Raw genomic sequence first — 16,920 nt, 5'->3', positions numbered from 1 at the left:
GTTGAAGAGGAAGGAGTCGCGATGCAGAAGACGCGATACGGCTACGGCGCGGCGGCGGTGGTCGCCGCCGCACTCACCCTGAGTGCCTGTTCGGGTACGGGCACCGATGCCCAACCGGCGGTCACCAGTTCGCCAACGGAGGTGGCGACGGCCACTGCTGAGGCCGGGGCCGAGAGCCACAACGACGCCGACGTCGCCTTCGCTCAGGGAATGATCCCCCATCACCACCAGGCGATCATGATGAGCGACATGCTGCTGGCCAAGCCTGGAATCCAGCCCGACGTGGTCTCGCTGGCCACCGACATCAAGAACACCCAAGCGCCGGAGATCGAGCAGATGCGCGGCTGGCTCCAGCAATGGGGTGCGGGCAACACCATGCCCGGCCATGACATGCCGGGCCATCAGATGCCGGCACAGGACATGCCCGGTATGGGCGGAATGCCTGGCATGGGGCAGATGCCGGGAATGATGTCGCCTGCCGACATGGCTGCCCTACAGAACGCTCAGGGTGCCGACGCCAGTCGGTTGTTCCTGACTCAGATGATCGTCCACCATGAAGGCGCGATCACCATGTCGCAAACCGAGCTCGACAACGGGCAATACCCCGCAACGCTCGAGTTGGCGCGGGCCATCATCACCGCGCAGCAGGAGGAGATCACGAAGATGCGCCAGATGCTGGACGCGATGTGACGATCGGTGGAAGCGGAAGCGTCACAGTGAATGTCGACCCCATGCCGGGGCCTGCACTGTCGGCGTAGATGTGTCCGCCGTGCCCGTCCACCAGAGCCTTGGCGATCGCCAGCCCGATGCCGGCGCCGCCGTGCTCACGGTCTCGCGCTGAGTCGACCCGGTAGAACCGTTCGAACAGCCGCGGCAGATGCTCGGCCGCGATGCCCTCGCCGGTGTCGGCCACAGTCAGCGTCAGCCGGTCCCCGTCCCGGCGGCAGCCGATCTGGACGCAGTCCCCAGAAAGGGTGTGGCGCAGCGCATTGTCGAGCAGATTGCCCAGCACCTGGCCGAGTCGCTGTTCATCTCCCCACAGAAGGGGTAGGCCGGCGGGCAACGAGGTTTCGAGCGTGACGTTCTTGGCATCGAAGCGCTCGTGCGCAGCGGAGACGCAGCCCCGGACCAGGTGCTCGACGTCGATCCATGACCTCGCAATAGAGGCCGAGGTCTCCTCGGCCCGCGCAAGCGCGGCGAAGTCCTCGGAAAATCGAACCAGGCGCCGCGTCTGGTCACGCAGCATGGCGGCGGTCTCCGGGCTCAGGGTTCGCACCCCGTCCTCGAGTGCTTCGATGTAGGCCTCCAGGACCGACACGGGGGTCCGGATCTCGTGTGCGAGGTCGCCGAACAGGCGATGGCGGGTTGCTTCGATCGACTGCAGCCGCGCAGCCATTTGATTGAAGGCCGCGGCAAGAGCGTCGAACTCCTCACCGAGTCGAGTTGGGCTGACGCGTGTCTCGTAGTGGCCGTCTGCGACTGCACCGGCCGCCGAGGCGACTTCTTCGACCGACCTCTGCACCCGCCGACTGAGATACCAACTCACGCCGAGAGCGACAAGCGCGGACACCGCCAGTGCACCGCCGACGGAGATGGCGGTGGCGTATCCGTAGGCCTCCTCGGCGTGGAGCAATTCTGCCGAGTTCATCGGTGCGCCGGCCTGATGGAGGTGTTCTCGAAACAGCGGGGGACCGACAACGGCGGCGACGATCCACGCGGTGGCGATCGCCGTACCGAGCACCACGGCTTGAGCGGCAAGTAACCGCAACCCGATACCCGATCGTCGCGTGGCGCGAGGATCTCGGGAGACCGATGCGACGTCGTTCACTGTCCGGTTCCCATCCGGTATCCCACACCGCGCACAGTGGCGATGAAGCGCGGCTGGGCGGCGTCATCACCCAGCTTGCGCCTGAGGTGACCGATGTGGACGTCGACGATCTGCTCGTTGCCGAACCAGGGTCCGCTCCGAACGATCTCGAGCAGTTGACGTCGACTGAGCACGAGGCCCGGGCGCCCCGACAACGCCTCGAGGACGTCGAACTCGGTGCGGGTCAGGAGGATCAGCTCGTCGTCGACACGCACTTCCCGGGCAGCCACATCGATGCGTAGGGGGCCGAAGCGCCGCGGTGGGACTGATCTACCATCGGAACTCGGCGGCGCCGCGGCGTGCAGGACACGAGGTCGCCGCAACATGGCGCGAATCCGCGCGACGAGTTCGCGCGGGCTGAACGGTTTGGTCACGTAGTCGTCGGCGCCGACGGTCAGCCCGACAACAGCGTCGAGCTCGGTGTCACGGGCAGTAAGCATCACCACATAGGCGTCGGAGAAGGTGCGCAGTTGACGGCACACTTCCAGACCGTCGATGCCCGGCAGACCCACATCGAGAATGACGACGTCTGGATCCAGCTCCCGCGCAACGGCTATCGCATCGATACCGTTGCCTGCCACGATGACCTCGAACTGCTCGCGCTCCAGATAGCTGGCCACGACCTCGGCCAACGGGGCTTCGTCGTCCACCACCAGCGCTCGGTACCCTTTCGGGCGGTCGGGCGATGGGCCCGTCGGGTTCTCCATAGGTTCATGTTGCCCGCGCGGTCGTCAGATCACCATGATGCGGCGCCGTGACGCTTCCGATCGCCTCCTCAGCAAACTTCCCAGGCAAAGACCCGCGAAGACTTCGGTTCCCCCGGGCGATACCGTCGTCGAGTTGCGCAGACAGCGGCCGTGCAGCGCCACCACGGTGCGTGTCCAGGTCGAGAACCAGTCATTGACAACCCGTTCGGGCATTGCGAACGGCCTGGCAGGAACCGGTCGCGCGTAGACGCGGCACGATCGCGGGGCGGTAACAACATGGCGTCATCTCGCCGGCGCGGGTGTGGGGCTGCGGGCCGCTGCTACAGTCGGCAACATCGTGAGGTACACAGGCGTGGGCTATTGGCAGCGACGGCGCGCAGTCGTCGCGCTGCTCCTCGCGTTCTGGGTCGTGGTCATCGGTGCAGAGTGGGCGCTGCCGGGTCTCGAACCGCACCCACCCCACGCGCCGCACCCGATCGTGGCCGACTCGACGGCGCACCTGGCGCCGGACCCCGTGGACCATTCGCACATCTCGAGCGGTTCGACGCCCCGTGCGCCAGACACTTTCGCCGAAGCGGTTCTGCCGCGCGGAACGACCGCACTGGTCGCGCTCGGACTGGTCGCGGCGGTGGCCGCGGCCGCGACACTGTGGCAACAAGCTGCGCTCGCGACCATTCGAGGTCCACCGCGGCGGGTCGCTGTGAATATGACAGGCCGGGCCACGCTGACCCGGTTGTGCATCGCGCGTCGCTGATCGCGCAGCGTCAGACCATGGCCGCCGGACGGCTGGCCTGGTCGGTGACCGCTGCCCATCATCGACAGCCGCGCGGTCCTCGTCGCGGCCTGCACAAGAAGCGACGTCCCCATGAACCATGTCCTATCCCGCCACACCACCAACCCGACAAGACAACGCAGACTCGGTCTTCACGATCGGTCCGGACCGATGGTCGGGCACACGCCGGTGCTCAGGATCGCCGCACCTTTCACTCACGACGCCCACGGATTCTGGGCGAAGCTCGAAGGCTTCAACCCCGGGGGCATGAAAGATCGTCCGGCCCTTCACATGGTGGAGGCGGCACTCGCCACCGGTGAGCTGGCCCCCGGTGGACGGATTGTTGAATCCACGAGCGGCACTCTGGGTTTGGGCCTGGCACTGGCCGGTACCGTGCATCAACACCCGGTGACTGTGGTCACCGACCCGGGTTTGGAACCGATCATTCAACGTATGCTCTCGGCGTTTGGCGCCGAGGTTGTCCGGGTGACCGAGCCCCATCCGGTGGGTGGTTGGCAACAGGCGCGGCGCGACCGTGTCCAGCAGATCCTCGCCGCAGATGCGAACGCGTGGCACCCTGACCAGTACAACAACCCCGACAGCGTCGACGCGTATCGCGGGCTGGCGCTCGAGCTCATCGAGCAGGTCGGAACCGTCGACACGTTGGTGTGCTCGGTGGGTACCGGCGGCCACTCCGCGGGAGTGGCACGCGTCCTTCGTGAGTTCAATCCCCGCATGCGGCTGATCGGAGTGGACGCGATCGGATCGGCAATTTTCGGACAACCCGTCGGTCCTCGGTTGATGCGCGGTCTCGGCTCGAGTATCCACCCGGGCAACGTCGACTACGCGGCATTCGACGAGGTGCACTGGGTGGCCCCCGCCGAGGCGGTGTGGGCGTGCCGCATGCTGGCCGCCACCCACTACGCCACCGGGGGATGGAGCGTGGGAGCGGTCGCGGTAGTCGCAGGTTGGGCGGCACGGACCTCGCCGGCGGGCAGCACCGTCGCCGCGGTGTTCCCCGACGGCCCACAGCGCTACTTCGACTCCATCTACAACGACGAGTTCTGTCGCGAGCACCGGTTGTTCGGTGGGGAGCCGCCCGCGCAGCCCGATATCATCGATGAGCCATCCGCGCAGGCGGTTTCGTCATGGACCCGCTGCACGGAGGTGGCGGACCCGGTGGGGGTGCGACGGTGAGGGGGGTTATCTCCGGATTTCGCAGCTTCGGCTGGCCCAGTCGAATGCTGATGATCAACCAGTTCGGCATCAACCTGGGTTTCTACATGCTGATGCCCTACCTGGCCGGATATCTGGCCGGCCCGCTGGGATTGGCGGCGTGGGCGATCGGGCTGATCCTCGGCGTCCGGAACTTCTCCCAGCAGGGAATGTTCATCGTGGGCGGCACGCTGGCGGATCGTCTCGGCTACAAACCCCTGATCGTGGCCGGATGTCTGCTGCGCACCGCCGGTTTCGGGCTATTGGTTTTCGCCGATTCGTTACCGGCGCTTCTGATCGCCTCGGCAGCAACGGGTTTCGCCGGCGCATTGTTCAATCCCGCCGTCCGCGCCTATCTGGCAGCCGATGCCGGCGCTCGGCGCGTCGAAGCATTCGCGTTGTTCAACGTCTTCTATCAGGCTGGAATCCTCGCGGGTCCACTCGTCGGGTTGACGCTGATGTTCGTCGATTTCCGGATCACCGCAGCCGCGGCTGCGGTGGTGTTCGCGGCACTGACGGTCGCCCAACTGTTCGCGCTTCCCCAGCGCACCGTACCGCCGGCACAACAGAAGACGTCGGTGCTCGACGACTGGCGTACCGTGGCCACCAATCGCTCGTTCCTGCTGTTCGCGATGGCGATGATCGGCTCGTACGTGCTGTCGTTTCAGGTCTATCTCGCGCTGCCACTGCATGTGAGGTATCTCGCTCCACGGCAGGAAACCGTCGTTGTGGCAGCCATTTTCATGGTGTCCGGTCTTGTCGCCGTTGCCGGTCAGCTCCATATCACCCGGTGGTTCGCCACCCGGTGGGGCGCCGGTCGATCGCTGGTGATCGGCATGCTGGTCCTGTCGGCGTCCTTCGTGCCGTTGATCGTGTTGCCGGACGGGGACTGGTTGGGGACGGCCGCTGCCCTGGCAGCACTGTTCATCGCCGTGGTGATTCTGGCTGTCGGATCGGTCGCGGTGTTCCCGTTCGAGATGGACACCGTTGTCTCCCTGGCCGACAACCGCTTGGTCGCCACCCACTACGGGTTCTACAACACCATCGTCGGAATCGGGATCCTCGCCGGCAACCTCGGCACCGGCGCGTTGATGCAGGCGGCCCGCAACGCGGGTGCACCGCAACTCGTGTGGGTCACTCTCAGCGTCATCGGAGTGTTTTCGGCGTCGGCCTTGTACCGCCTGGACCGCACCGGCCGTCTGCGTCCTGCACAATCACACTTGGCGGACACTGGTGCCCGGTGAGCGACCCGGCGTCGATCCGAGGCCGGTCAGTTGCCTTCCAGCGGGCGGCCGTCGGCTTGCCAGGCGCGCATACCGCCGCGCAACTCGACGACATCGGTGTAGCCGAGTTCGGACAGCGTCGCCGCGGCCTGCCCACTCATCGGTCCAGAGCGGCAGTAGATGGCGAGTCCGGTGTCACGATCGGCAGGAAGCAGCCCGGCGTTCGTACCGATCTCGTCGAACGGTATGGACAGATCGGTGCCGGGAATATCACCCTCGAAGGGCACGTGAACGTTGACGGTGACGCGGCCGGGCTCTTCGACGGCGGCGGCGAACTCCCGGGCATCGACCAGGCGGGCCGGCGGGGCGCTCTGGCCGGGCGGACCGGACGGTGCGGGTGCGGGGGGCTGCATCGGTGTGCAGCCGATCAAAGCCAACGCCCCCAGCATCACCGCCGTGGTGGCGAGACGTGACGACCGCAACGGCGCCGGACGCAGGAGGGACATGACCCGAATGTACCCCTGAGGGGTCGTTGCCCTGCCCATCGCGGTGGGGGTGCTCCAGCCGGCTTTCGGGCTTGTACTCCGCACTGAGATCGCGGCGTTGTCCATGTCGGACTCGAGCTTCGTCGCAGTGATCATGGCGGGGCAGCACCCTCCAGCAACCCGCGGATCTCGTCGGGTATCGGTATCGGGCGGCGCGAGGTGCGGTCGACGTACACGTGCACCCAGTGCCCGACGGCGGCGACCGGATGATCGCCGGCACCGATCGGATCGTGCGGTGTCTGGAAGACCCCGAGACGATAGGTGACGCTGGTACGGCCGAGTCGCTCGACGGCCAACCCGACCGCCAGCGGATCCGGGAACTTCAACTCGGCGTAGTAGCGGCATCCGGACTCGGCCACCACCCCGAGCCACGGCGCGGTCAACGGGTCGATGCCGGTGGCGGTGGTGATCCACGCGTTGATCGCGGTGTCGAACAGTGCGTAGTACACCGCGTTGTTCAGGTGGCCGAACATGTCGTTGTCGGTCCACCGGGTCAGCACCGGCCAGTGCACCGGGAAGTCACCGCTGCGCAGTGACTGCTCCTCACTCGTCATGGCCGTAGTTTGGCAGTCCGGGCAAGCTGGTGTTCATGAAGATCCGCGGAGCAGTGCTCGACCAGATCGGTCTACCTCGCCCCTATGCCACCTCCGGGCCGCTGGCGATCGCCGACCTCGACCTGGCGCCGCCAGGTCCGGACGAGCTGTTGGTGCGCATCGAGGCGGCCGGGTTGTGCCACTCGGACCTGTCGGTGATCGACGGCAACCGGGTGCGGCCGGTTCCGATGCTGCTCGGCCACGAAGCGGCCGGAGTGGTCGAGGCGGTGGGCGGTGATTGCGACCTGGTACCCGGCCAGCGGGTGGTGCTGACCTTCCTGCCGCGGTGCGGGGACTGCGCCGGGTGTGCGACCGACGGGCTGGCACCGTGCCTCCCGGGCAGCGCCGCCAACGGTGCGGGCACGCTGATGGACGGCAGCACCCGGTTGACCCGCGACGGCGCGCCGGTGCTCCACCACCTCGGGGTGTCCGGTTTCGCCGGCCACGCGGTCGTCGACCGCCGTTCTGTTGTTCCCGTCGACGCCGACGTGCCGCCGGTGGTCGCCTCGCTGCTGGGTTGTGCGGTGCTCACCGGTGGCGGCGCGGTGCTCAACGCCGGCCGGCCGGTTCCGGGACAGACCGTCGCAGTGGTCGGGTTGGGCGGTGTCGGGATGGCGGCGGTACTGACCGCGCTGGCCCACGACGACGTCCGTGTCGTCGGCGTCGACCCGCTGGCCGACAAACTCGAGCGCGCCCGTGCGGTGGGTGTGCACGACGCCTGCACCCCAGACGAAGCGACCGAGCGCGGGCTAAAGGCGGCGGTGGTGATCGAGGCCGTGGGCCACCCCGCGGCGCTGGAGACCGCGATCGCGTTGACGGCGCCGGGAGGCCGCACCATCACCGTCGGGCTGCCGCGACCCGACGCCCAGCTCACGGTGTCGCCACTGGGTTTGGTCGCCGAGGGTAGGTCTCTGATCGGGAGCTACCTGGGTTCGTCTGTTCCGGCCCGCGACATTCCGCGCTTCGTGCAGTTGTGGCGTGAGGGCCGGTTGCCAGTCGAATCGTTGGTGTCCTCGACGATCACCCTCGATCAGATCAACAACGCGATGGACGATCTGGCCGACGGCAAAGCGGTCCGGCAGGTCATCGAGTTCGGTTAGTGCGAGTTCGGGTAGCGCGTCAGCGCCGCGGTGGCGGGAAGTACATCTCCTGGCGCACCGTGCAGACCAGATCACCTTCGCGGTTGAACATCCTCCCGCTCGCCAGTGCAAGCGAATCGGCGCTACTCGGTGAGGACTGGTCGTAGAGAAGCCAATCCGACAGCACCGCCGGCGCGTGGAACCACACCGAATGGTCGCGCTGCGCCGAGACTCCGATGCCTCCGCGGGCCGCGTACGCCGGTTCGGTCAGCGTCACCGCGGACAGGTACGCGACCAGCGTCGCCGTCAGCACCGGTTCGTCGGGCACCTCCCCGGCCGGCCGCCACCAGATCCGGGACCGCGCCGGCGGTGCCTGTTCGGCGTCGATGATCCGCCGCTCGAACCAGCGCAGACTCGCCCACTGTCCCTCGGTGACCTCTTCGGACTCGGCGAAATGTGGTGCCACCCAGGGCAACGACTCCGGGTCGGGTGCCTGGGGAATCGGTGGTTGATACCCCACCTCCGCGGATTCGGTGTCGACGACCTTGAACGACGACATCGCCTCGAGCAGGATCTGGCCGTCCTGGCGGGCGGTCACCCGGCGCGCGGAGAACGTCCGGCCTTCCTGTAGATCGGCCACATCGAACTCCACCGGCCGACGGGCGTCACCGGGACGAAGGAAATAGGTGTGCACGCTGTGTGGGGCCCGGCCCGGCGCGGTGTGACTGGCCGCCATCAAGGCCTGCGCCGAGATATGGCCACCCAGGATGTGGTTGGCCGGTGCCGGCAGTTGCTGGCCGACGAAGAGCGCCGGGTCGACCCGGTCGAGCTGCAGGGAGGCGAGCACATCGCCGAGCGAGGAGGACATCGTCTGGCATTTTGCCTCACGGGGCATCTGGTGCCGCTCTCACACGTCCTGAACAGTTCAAATATCTCGACCTCCGTCTATTGACACGCACGTCAATACATGTTGGTCTTCTTTCATCGCGCTGTTCCCCAAACGATCGAGGGAGAAGCGATGGACGCCACCACGTTCGCTGCTCGGTTTGTTCCAGTCGCCGCGATGTTGGGCGTCGGCACCGTGATCGCGATCTCCGGCGGTGCAGTCGCTTTTGCTGAGCCGTCGGACGCTGCGCCCTCGTCGGTGGAGCGAACAGACGATTCCGTGAGCTCCACCTCGACAGCTGATGACGTCACGAAGTCGCGCCGCGACAGGGACGATGCGGACGCCGGGGCGGCGCCGGGCGCCACCGGACCCGCGGGCCGCGACTCTCAAGACGATGCCGACGAGGCCGGCCCTGAGCCCGAGCCCGCGGAGACGGAAGATTTTGAGGCGTCTGACTCCTCGCCCACGGTGCAGAACCCTGATCCCGACGACACGATCGCGACTGCGGATGAAGTGTCTGACCATCCCCCGGTGCGAACAACGAGCAGTGCAGCTGTGTCTGAGCCATCCGGTCCGGCGAACACGGCTGATTCCGCAGCAGCCCGCAACGCTGCGCAGGCCAACCCGATCGCCGACTTCTTCGACGGGATCGCGGCGTTGTTCAACAACCGGACCCCGACCCAGACCGGCCAGGCCACAGACGGATCGGTCACCGGCGCACTCAACGTCACCGACCCCGACAGTCACACGCAGGTCTACACCGTCGCCGCCGCCCCCGCCCACGGCACGGTGGTGGTCGACCCCGACGGCAACTACCTGTACACCCCGGATCGGATGTACGCGCAAACCGGTGTCACCGACTCGTTCGAGGTCACCGTCAGCGACGCCGAAAGCGGCTTCCACATCCACGGATTCCTCGGCTGGGTGAACCTGCTGAGCTTCGGCCTGTTCGGCAACAGCCGTCACACCAGCACGTCCAGGGTTTCGGTGGTCGTCGCTCCGTTCGCCCTGCCCAACACCGCGCCGACAGGACACGCCGTCGTCGGAAACCCGGAACCGTTGAGCGGCGTGGTGACCGGCGTGGTGGTCGGTAGCGACCCCGACGGAGACGTCCTGACCTACCGGGGATCAGGCACCACGAGCAAGGGCGCGGTCGTGGTGACCTCCGCGGGGGCGTTCACCTACACGCCCACCACCGCAGCACGGGACAATGCCGCGGCACCCACCGCCACCGCCGCAGACCGGGCCGATACTTTCGTCGTCACCGTCGACGACGGCCGCGGCGCGACGGCGAGCGTACCGGTGACGGTGGCGATCGGTCCGGCAGCGACGTCTGCTCTTGCAGCGTTCCCCGGTGCTGAGGGGTTCGGCAGCGCTGCCACCGGCGGTCGTGGCGGCAGCGTCGTCTACGTCACCAACACCAACGCTTCCGGAGTGGGCTCGTTGCAGTGGGCCATCGACCAACCCGGTGCGAAATACGTTCTGTTCAAGGTCAGCGGATTGATCGACACCCAGATCCATCTGACCAACGGCAACGTGACCATCGCCGGTCAGAGCTCGCCGGGCGGCATCACCATCAGAGGCTTCGTCACCGACGAAACCCCGTACCAGGATCAAACTGTGCGCGCACCAACCGATTTCGCTGAGAACTGGATCCTCCAGCATGTGCGCATCCGTCCGGGGACAGGCGGGCGAAGCGATGACGGGTTGCGCCTTCGCTACACCCGCAACGGGATCGTCGACCACGTCTCCATCGGCAACGCAACCGACGAAGCGGTGGAGATCTCCTATTCGAACAACGTCACCATCCAGAATTCGATCATCGCCGAGACGCTGGGTGGCCATTCGTTCTACGGCGGCGTGCTGATGAACTACTCCAACCCAGCCCACGGCTTCGGGCTGGACGATGTCTCACTGCATCACAACATCTTCAACCGGATCGAGGGCCGACTGCCCGAAGGCAGCCGCGAGTCCGCGGCGGCCGCCGGCTCGACCATGAATCTGGAGCTGTCGAACAACCTCTACTGGGATCCGCGCTTCTTCGTCGCGCTGGGCGTGGACACCAACGTGGTCACAGACGCCTCGGGCAATCCGTACCCGATCTACTGGAACCTCAATGCGGTCAACAACCATTTCAGAACCGGTGCCCAGTTCCCGTACGGAATGTTCGACGACCAGATCCTTCGCGTACCGGGCAACCGGCTCTACGTCAGCGGCAACACGATGAGTCTGTATTCGACACGGTCCGACTACGAACTCTTCTACTGCTGCAACGACTACAGCTCGGTCAGCGACCCCGACGACTCCGCCGGCCGCGCGCAACAACTGCTCGCACGGCATCCGTTCCCCGACATCACCTACACGCCTACGGATCTGCTGCGGGCAGAATTGCTCAACCGCGTCGGTGCCTGGCCCAGAGACCCGATGGACACACGACTGCTGCAGGACGTCGCCGCGGACCGGATCTCGTCGGCAACCCCGAGCGTCAATCCCGCCGGTGACGCACTGCTCCCACCCTATTCGGGCATGGCACCGGACGCACCGACGGACACCGACGGTGACGGCATGCCCGACGTATGGGAGATCGCCCGGGGTCTGGATCCCTATTTCGCGAATCACAATGGCGACCATCTCTCAACCCTCGGCTACACCGATCTGGAGGTCTATCTTCACGAGTTGTCCGCTGCACGGATGACGCTGTAACAGCTGCCGCCGAAGATCCGCACAGCCTGAACGAACCGGACCGATCAGTCCGCCTTGGGCATCGGGATGCCTTCACTGCTGGAGAACTTCGCGTCCTCCTGGGTCGACAGCCCCATCGAGACGACCGAACGGTCGAACACCGCGTCGGTGAGGTAGGCCAGCGACACCGCCCACCGGTTCACCGACCTCGGGATGGCGTAGAGGTGATAGGCCCGGGTGACGAACTTCGCCGGCAGCCCGGAGAGCTGGATGCCGAGTGGGTTGGCGACCGCGTAGCGCGGACCCAGATCGACCACCAGGCCCATGTCGCGGTGCTTGTAGCGCTTCTTCGAGCCGTACCCGAGGCTGGCGGCGACGTTGCGGGCCAGCACCTTTCCCTGCCGCGTCGCATGCTGCGCGGTGGGTGGGGTGATCTTGCCGGGCTGGGTGAGATCGGGCACTGCGGCGGCGTCGCCCGCGGCGAAGACATCGGGATGATCTGGCACCTGCAGCTCGGTGTCGACCTTGACCCGGCCTCGTTCCGTGTCCAACCCGAGCTCGGCGATCAACGGTGCCCCGGTGACGCCGGTCACCCACGCGACGGTGTGGGCGTCCAGGCACGAGTCGTCGCTGAGGATCACATGGTCGGCGTGCACCTCGTTCAGCGTGGTGCCGAGCCGCACCTCGATGCCGCGTTCGCCGAGTACCCGCATGGCGGCCGCGCCGAGCTTCTCGCCGACTTCCGGCATCACCTGTTCGGCCATGTCGAGCAGCACGACGCGGACCTCGGCCGGGTCGAATCCCATCTGTGCGGCCGCCGAATCGGCGAGAGCGCGTAGCTGGGCGGCGAGTTCGGTCCCCGAGTACGACGCACCGACGATGACGATCGTGCGGCGGGCGCGGATGCGTTGCGGGTCGTCGTCGACGTTCGCCAGCTCGAACTGCTCGAGCACATGGTCGCGGAGATACAGCGCTTCGGCGGTGGACTTCAACCCGCGGCCGTGCTCGGCGAGACCCGGGATGTCGAACAGGCGCGTGACCGAACCAGGCGTCAGAACCAGCCGGTCCCAGCAGATGTCACGGGAGCGGTTCTCGGGGTCGGTGTAGCAGAGCGTGTGTTGATCGAAGTCGACGGACTCCACTCGTCCACGCACGGCGCGCACGCCGTCGAGCGCGTTTGCGAGCGGGATGGTGACGAAGCGACCGTCGACGACACCACCGGCCACCTCCGGGAGCAGCGGTGTGTAGAGCATGTAGTCCACCGGGGAGATGATGGTCACGTCCACCGAGGCATCGTTCCTGCGCAGGATCCGGGCCAGTCGGCGGGCGCACTCGAAGCCGGTGAACCCGCTACCCACGATCACAACCGATGTCATGGACTCAGCTCCTGACTGATGGTTCGGTACCTTCAACGGACGCTGTTGGCCAGAGACCACAGTGTCTGTGCTGCAGAGTATTTCGGAGACCAGCCGAGCTGGTTTCTGGCCTTGCCGGTATCCATCACCACAGAGGTGCGGCCCGCGTGCAGCCATTCCAGTGCCGACGGAACGAACGGCAACCGCGATATCAGCTCCGAGGTGGCCACCGCCGCGCTGTGGGGCACCTTGACCGGCCGGGCGCCGAGCGCCTCTCCGACCTCCGACATCGACAGCACCCCGTCCCCGGCGATGTTGTAGGCCCCCGGCGGCGCCGAATCGGTCGTCACCGCCAACGCGATCGCGGAAGCGACGTCGTCGTGGTGAACCAGTTGCAGCGGGGTGCCCGGGTCCGGGAACGGCGGCTTGAGCAGCGGCAGCGTCTGGGTGACCCCGCGGAGCGGCCTGGGCAGCTGATTCCAGGGCATGGCGTCGAACAGCGCCGGCGCCTTCGGCCCGGCGACGATGCAGGGCCGCAGTACGTAGACCTGGAGCGGCGAGTCCGACGTGACCTCGGCCAGGACTGCCTCACACTCCGCCTTCTGTTCGGAGTAGTAGTGCTCTGGCGACCCGCGTGCCGGGACGTCTTCGGTGATGGGAACCGGATTGTCGGAGTGATACCCGTAGGCCGCCACCGACGAGGTGTAGACGAGCCGACGGGGTCGTCGAGCGGCCACGGTGGCCTCGAAGACGTTGCGGGTGCCCGCCAGATTCACCCGAGCGCTCTCCTCCCGCGAACCCATGATGATGAACGCGAGGTGCACCACCACGTCCACGTCGTCGACGAGGGCGTCGACCGACTCGCGGTCGAGGATGTCGCCCTGCCGGTAGCTCGTCTTCGTCCAGCCCTGCGCGGCCGCATCGAACGGACGGCGCGCCATGCCGACGATGTGGGTCACGTCGGGATGTGCCTCCAGCGCCGTGATCGTCGAGAGACCGATCTCCCCGGTGGGTCCGGTGACCGCGACGCGTAAGGGCATACCGGTGCTGTTCCCGCTCTGCCGTCGACGAAACGGGGCTCAGGCGTTTGCGGCCAGCGCCCACCGGATGCCGCCGACCAGGATCCGTCCGGTCGCGCGGACCACTGTCGTCTCCACCGGAGGGAAGTACGGCAGCCGCAACGGTGCCCGCGCCCACGACGGCAGCATCGCGACCGAACTGGCGGCCAGGACCGCGTAGGGACCCCTGGCGATCAGCGGCAACGGCGGGGTCACCAGCAGAAACCGTGCTGCCTCCCGCGCCGCGGCGGTGCTCTGCAGCTCCGGACGGTAGGCCTCGATCCGCTCGGTGAGTTCCCGCTGGCTGCGCGGCGGGTCCAGGACCCCCAACGCTATCGCCACCCGCGCAGTGTCGGCGACGTAGTCGTCCCGGCCCTGCTGGGACAGGGGAGCGGCCCCGTAGAGCTGATGGGCGTGCAGGAAGCTGTCGATCTCCGCGACGTGCACCCATTCGAGCAGATGCGGATCAGTCGCGTGGTAGCGCCGGCCGTCGGCGGCCGTTCCCCGCACCCGGGTGTGGATGCCGCGCACCCGGTCGACTGCTAGCTGTGCGTCGGCCGCCGTGCCGAAGGTGGTCTCGGCCAGGAAGGTGCTGGTGCGCGCGAGTCGGCCCCATGGATCACCCCGGTAGTCGGAGTGCCCGGCGACCCCGGCCATCGCCAGCGGATGCAGCGACTGCAGCAGTAGCGCGCGCAGGCCACCCACGAACATCGAAGCGTCGCCGTGCACCCGCCGGATCGGCCGCTCCTCGCCGAACCACCTGGGCCCAGGGGTGTCGTGGATCCGCGCCCGGTTCTGGGACCCCTCCGGCCCGGCGACCATGCCGAACACCGCCTGGCCGAGTTGTCGGCGAACGGTGCCGAGGTCGGGAACCACCATGACCCCATTGTGGTCCCGGATGCCCGCCGCGCGACGGCCGGCGGGAGCGCGATTGGTCACATGAAGGTTGAGATGGGCGCCGCGGGGGGAATGCCACGGAGGCAGCCGACTGGCAGTTTGCCGGCGAGAGGAGTTTCACAGATGACAGAACACGACAAGGCCGGGCAGGCCCGAGAGGGCTTGCTGGATTCCGTCAAAGGCAAGGCGAAGGAAATCGCGGGCGCGGTGATCGGAAACGATTCGCTGACCGCAGAGGGGCAGCTGGAACAGGCCCAGGCGCGTGAGCGCAAGGAGGCCAACGTTGCCGAGTCTGTCGCAGACGCCGAGACGACCGAAGCGTTGACCGAGTTGTCGGAAGCCGAGGCCGACCTCGCCCGGGTTCGCGTCGAGGTCGACACCGAGGCCGCGGAAGCCAAGGGCGACATCCAGGCACAAAAGCAGGACGAGCTACACCTCGCCGAGCAAGCAGCCCGCAACGACGTCGCCCGAGAGGCGGTGGCGGCTCAAGCGGAGGCGCAGCACGAGGTCCATCAGGCCAAGAACCGGGAACATGCGGAGATCGAGGCGGCCCAGGAGGACCTGTTGGCGGCCACCGCAGAGCATGACACCGCGGTGAAGGTGACCGACAACGCCAAGCAGGAGGCCGAGCGTCTCCGTCAGCGTGCCGAGTCGATCACCGAAGAAGCCGACCTGCCATGAACACCATCAGGACACAGGAGTGGACCATGAACATCGTCAACGTGCCGGTCGTCATCTTGAGGCTGCAGTATCGGCTCGCCCGGTTGCCGCTGCAGCTCATCGAGGATCGGGTCATGACCCGGCTCGACGCCGAGACACCGGCGCGCTTGTTCTACGAGCGTTCTCTCGGCACCCTCGACGCAGCGGTCGGATCAGTGCTGGGTGACGTGAACCTGCAGGCCAGTGGCACCGCTCTGGTGGACCGCAGTGACGCGTTGGCACGTGCTGCGCGGCTGGACGCAGCTGCCGAGGCCAAGCGCGAAAAGGCTGATGCGGCACTGCGATCCGATCTGACCGAGGCCGTCGAGGAGCAGCAAGACGCGCACGAGACGCGCCAGCAGGAAGCGCAGCAGGCCCGCCGGGAGGCACGCAAGCGTGCCGACAACGCCGCCGAGAAGGCAACGCAGCGCACTGCCGCGGTCAAGCAGGAGGCACAGGCCGCGGCCACCAAGAAGGCGTCCGCCGTCGAGGCGGCCAGGAAAGATGCGCACGAGGCGATCCTGGCCGACGAGCGGGTGGTCGTGGAGCAGGCCAAGGGAGCGCTGGAGGAAGCTTCGGACAAGCGCGGGACCGCGGCGGACAAGCGGGCACGAGCCGATCGGGTCGAAGGGCTGGCAGAGACCGAGAAGGCCGACCGGCAGGCGGAGCGGGCCGAGAACTGATTGCCGCACCTCCGTGCTGGGTAAACACCAGGTAGCGCACAGCCCCTCGCGCAACCATCCAGCCCAGACACGGAGGTCATCCATCGTGGGTCAGAAACCTGTGAGCACACCTGGTGACGTGGTCGCCTACCTGAAGACACAGCACGAGACGATCAAGGCGCTGTTCGTCGAGACGTTGGACGCGAAGAACGCCGACGATCAGCAGGAAGCCTTCACCCGCCTGCGGACCCTTCTCGCCGTCCACGAGACGGCCGAGGAGATGATGGTTCACCCGCGGGTGCGGCGGAAGATCGACGGTGGCAGTGAGATCGCTGACGCCAGGCTCACCGAGGAACACGACGCCAAGGTGGCGTTGAGCGAGTTGGAGAAGATTCCCTGCGGCACTGCGGACTTCAGCAAGGCGCTGATCCATCTGCAGGCGGCGGTGCTGGAGCATGCCGAGCGGGAGGAAACCGAGGAGTTCACGTTGCTCGAAGAGCAGCTGGACGACGCGGAACTGGCAAAGCTGGCGTCAGCGGTGCAGATGGCCGAGCGGATCGCACCAACACATCCCCATGCCGGGGTGGAGTCGGCGTTCGCCAACTTCGCCGTGGGGCCGTTTGCGTCGCTGCTCGACCGGGCGCGCGACGCGCTGCGAGGCACCGCGGCCTGACTGCGCG

General features: G+C 67.1%; 17 protein-coding genes. 9 read left to right on the top strand and 8 right to left on the bottom strand.

Features of this window, described 5'->3' with window-relative positions:
- Positions 1-21: 21 nt before the first annotated feature.
- A complete protein-coding gene (locus tag G6N53_RS03855; protein ID WP_163887302.1) occupies positions 22-690 on the top strand; it encodes a DUF305 domain-containing protein in 669 nt (222 codons plus the stop codon).
- Here the strand turns inward: G6N53_RS03855 and G6N53_RS03850 are convergent.
- Both G6N53_RS03850 and G6N53_RS03845 read right to left on the bottom strand, forming a co-directional pair.
- Positions 656-1,828 (bottom strand): sensor histidine kinase, encoded by a 1,173-nt coding sequence (locus tag G6N53_RS03850; protein ID WP_163887300.1) that lies wholly within the window; start codon positions 1,826-1,828, stop codon positions 656-658. The two genes, G6N53_RS03855 and G6N53_RS03850, sit on opposite strands and share 35 nt — an antisense overlap.
- Positions 1,825-2,574, bottom strand: a complete 750-nt coding sequence (locus G6N53_RS03845; protein WP_163887298.1) for a response regulator transcription factor — start codon at positions 2,572-2,574, stop codon at positions 1,825-1,827. The genes G6N53_RS03850 and G6N53_RS03845 overlap by 4 nt, the downstream gene beginning before the upstream one ends.
- Before the next feature lie 337 nt (positions 2,575-2,911).
- On the opposite strand from G6N53_RS03845, the gene lpqS reads away from it, so the two are divergent.
- The 3 genes from lpqS (at position 2,912) to G6N53_RS03830 (ending at position 5,805) form a co-directional block, all read left to right on the top strand.
- Positions 2,912-3,328 (top strand): putative copper homeostasis (lipo)protein LpqS, encoded by a 417-nt coding sequence (lpqS, locus tag G6N53_RS03840; protein ID WP_163887296.1) that lies wholly within the window; start codon positions 2,912-2,914, stop codon positions 3,326-3,328.
- Positions 3,329-3,439: 111 nt separating this feature from the next.
- Positions 3,440-4,543 carry a PLP-dependent cysteine synthase family protein gene (locus tag G6N53_RS03835; RefSeq protein ID WP_163887294.1) on the top strand — a complete coding sequence of 368 codons (1,104 nt, stop codon included), beginning with the start codon at positions 3,440-3,442 and terminating at the stop codon, positions 4,541-4,543.
- Positions 4,495-5,805 (top strand): MDR family MFS transporter, encoded by a 1,311-nt coding sequence (locus tag G6N53_RS03830; RefSeq protein WP_205390274.1) that lies wholly within the window; start codon positions 4,495-4,497, stop codon positions 5,803-5,805. The genes G6N53_RS03835 and G6N53_RS03830 overlap by 49 nt, the downstream gene beginning before the upstream one ends.
- Positions 5,806-5,831: 26 nt before the next feature.
- Here G6N53_RS03830 and G6N53_RS03825 read toward each other — a convergent pair whose 3' ends face one another.
- Positions 5,832-6,290 (bottom strand): rhodanese-like domain-containing protein, encoded by a 459-nt coding sequence (locus G6N53_RS03825; protein ID WP_237166374.1) that lies wholly within the window; start codon positions 6,288-6,290, stop codon positions 5,832-5,834.
- A 131-nt stretch (positions 6,291-6,421) separates the two neighbouring features.
- Positions 6,422-6,883 carry an acyl-CoA thioesterase gene (locus G6N53_RS03820; RefSeq protein ID WP_163887290.1) on the bottom strand — a complete coding sequence of 154 codons (462 nt, stop codon included), beginning with the start codon at positions 6,881-6,883 and terminating at the stop codon, positions 6,422-6,424.
- A gap of 35 nt (positions 6,884-6,918) precedes the next feature.
- Here G6N53_RS03820 and G6N53_RS03815 point away from each other — a divergent pair, with 35 nt between their 5' ends.
- Complete coding sequence (locus tag G6N53_RS03815) at positions 6,919-8,022, top strand: alcohol dehydrogenase catalytic domain-containing protein (protein ID WP_163887288.1); 1,104 nt, start codon at positions 6,919-6,921, stop codon at positions 8,020-8,022.
- A gap of 19 nt (positions 8,023-8,041) precedes the next feature.
- Here the strand turns inward: G6N53_RS03815 and G6N53_RS03810 are convergent, their stop codons facing one another.
- Entirely contained in the window at positions 8,042-8,869 is an 828-nt protein-coding gene (locus tag G6N53_RS03810; RefSeq protein ID WP_163887286.1) for an acyl-CoA thioesterase, read from the bottom strand.
- 150 nt (positions 8,870-9,019) lie between these two features.
- On the opposite strand from G6N53_RS03810, the gene G6N53_RS03805 reads away from it, so the two are divergent.
- On the top strand, positions 9,020-11,590 hold the full coding sequence (locus G6N53_RS03805; protein ID WP_163887284.1) for an Ig-like domain-containing protein: 2,571 nt from the start codon (positions 9,020-9,022) through the stop codon (positions 11,588-11,590).
- A gap of 44 nt (positions 11,591-11,634) precedes the next feature.
- Here the strand turns inward: G6N53_RS03805 and G6N53_RS03800 are convergent, their stop codons facing one another.
- The 3 genes from G6N53_RS03800 to G6N53_RS03790 are packed head-to-tail and all read right to left on the bottom strand — an operon-like array spanning position 11,635 to position 14,861.
- A complete protein-coding gene (locus G6N53_RS03800) occupies positions 11,635-12,945 on the bottom strand; it encodes an NAD(P)/FAD-dependent oxidoreductase (protein ID WP_163887282.1) in 1,311 nt (436 codons plus the stop codon).
- 32 nt (positions 12,946-12,977) lie between these two features.
- Entirely contained in the window at positions 12,978-13,964 is a 987-nt protein-coding gene (locus G6N53_RS03795; RefSeq protein ID WP_163887280.1) for an NAD-dependent epimerase/dehydratase family protein, read from the bottom strand.
- Positions 13,965-14,003: 39 nt separating this feature from the next.
- Positions 14,004-14,861: an oxygenase MpaB family protein gene (locus G6N53_RS03790; protein WP_163887278.1), complete on the bottom strand. Its 858-nt coding sequence runs from the start codon at positions 14,859-14,861 to the stop codon at positions 14,004-14,006.
- 141 nt (positions 14,862-15,002) lie between these two features.
- Here G6N53_RS03790 and G6N53_RS03785 point away from each other — a divergent pair, with 141 nt between their 5' ends.
- The 3 genes from G6N53_RS03785 to G6N53_RS03775 all read left to right on the top strand — a co-directional run bounded on the left by G6N53_RS03785 (position 15,003) and on the right by G6N53_RS03775 (position 16,913).
- Positions 15,003-15,560 carry a CsbD family protein gene (locus G6N53_RS03785; protein ID WP_163887276.1) on the top strand — a complete coding sequence of 186 codons (558 nt, stop codon included), beginning with the start codon at positions 15,003-15,005 and terminating at the stop codon, positions 15,558-15,560.
- Positions 15,557-16,261 (top strand): IF2 family translation initiation factor, encoded by a 705-nt coding sequence (locus G6N53_RS03780; RefSeq protein WP_237166372.1) that lies wholly within the window; start codon positions 15,557-15,559, stop codon positions 16,259-16,261. Before G6N53_RS03785 ends, G6N53_RS03780 begins: the two co-directional genes overlap by 4 nt.
- An 85-nt stretch (positions 16,262-16,346) precedes the next feature.
- Positions 16,347-16,913, top strand: a complete 567-nt coding sequence (locus tag G6N53_RS03775) for a hemerythrin domain-containing protein (protein ID WP_237166369.1) — start codon at positions 16,347-16,349, stop codon at positions 16,911-16,913.
- Positions 16,914-16,920: the final 7 nt, after the last annotated feature.

The organism is Mycolicibacterium hippocampi, assembly GCF_010723735.1.
GTDB lineage: Bacteria > Actinomycetota > Actinomycetes > Mycobacteriales > Mycobacteriaceae > Mycobacterium > Mycobacterium hippocampi.
This window is presented reverse-complemented; position numbering and strand designations above follow the sequence as displayed.

What these genes read in the sequence shown, in the direction of transcription:
- G6N53_RS03820 (WP_163887290.1), bottom strand. Translation starts at nt 6,883, where the DNA reads ATGACGAGTGAGGAGCAGTCACTGCGCAGCGGTGACTTCCCGGTGCAC.
- G6N53_RS03835 (WP_163887294.1), top strand. Translation starts at nt 3,440, where the DNA reads ATGAACCATGTCCTATCCCGCCACACCACCAACCCGACAAGACAACGC.
- G6N53_RS03805 (WP_163887284.1), top strand. Translation starts at nt 9,020, where the DNA reads ATGGACGCCACCACGTTCGCTGCTCGGTTTGTTCCAGTCGCCGCGATG.
- G6N53_RS03800 (WP_163887282.1), bottom strand. Translation starts at nt 12,945, where the DNA reads ATGACATCGGTTGTGATCGTGGGTAGCGGGTTCACCGGCTTCGAGTGC.
- G6N53_RS03855 (WP_163887302.1), top strand. Translation starts at nt 22, where the DNA reads ATGCAGAAGACGCGATACGGCTACGGCGCGGCGGCGGTGGTCGCCGCC.
- G6N53_RS03785 (WP_163887276.1), top strand. Translation starts at nt 15,003, where the DNA reads ATGACAGAACACGACAAGGCCGGGCAGGCCCGAGAGGGCTTGCTGGAT.
- G6N53_RS03845 (WP_163887298.1), bottom strand. Translation starts at nt 2,574, where the DNA reads ATGGAGAACCCGACGGGCCCATCGCCCGACCGCCCGAAAGGGTACCGA.
- G6N53_RS03810 (WP_163887286.1), bottom strand. Translation starts at nt 8,869, where the DNA reads ATGTCCTCCTCGCTCGGCGATGTGCTCGCCTCCCTGCAGCTCGACCGG.
- G6N53_RS03830 (WP_205390274.1), top strand. Translation starts at nt 4,495, where the DNA reads ATGGACCCGCTGCACGGAGGTGGCGGACCCGGTGGGGGTGCGACGGTG.
- G6N53_RS03795 (WP_163887280.1), bottom strand. Translation starts at nt 13,964, where the DNA reads ATGCCCTTACGCGTCGCGGTCACCGGACCCACCGGGGAGATCGGTCTC.
- G6N53_RS03790 (WP_163887278.1), bottom strand. Translation starts at nt 14,861, where the DNA reads ATGGTGGTTCCCGACCTCGGCACCGTTCGCCGACAACTCGGCCAGGCG.
- G6N53_RS03825 (WP_237166374.1), bottom strand. Translation starts at nt 6,290, where the DNA reads ATGTCCCTCCTGCGTCCGGCGCCGTTGCGGTCGTCACGTCTCGCCACC.
- G6N53_RS03815 (WP_163887288.1), top strand. Translation starts at nt 6,919, where the DNA reads ATGAAGATCCGCGGAGCAGTGCTCGACCAGATCGGTCTACCTCGCCCC.
- G6N53_RS03780 (WP_237166372.1), top strand. Translation starts at nt 15,557, where the DNA reads ATGAACACCATCAGGACACAGGAGTGGACCATGAACATCGTCAACGTG.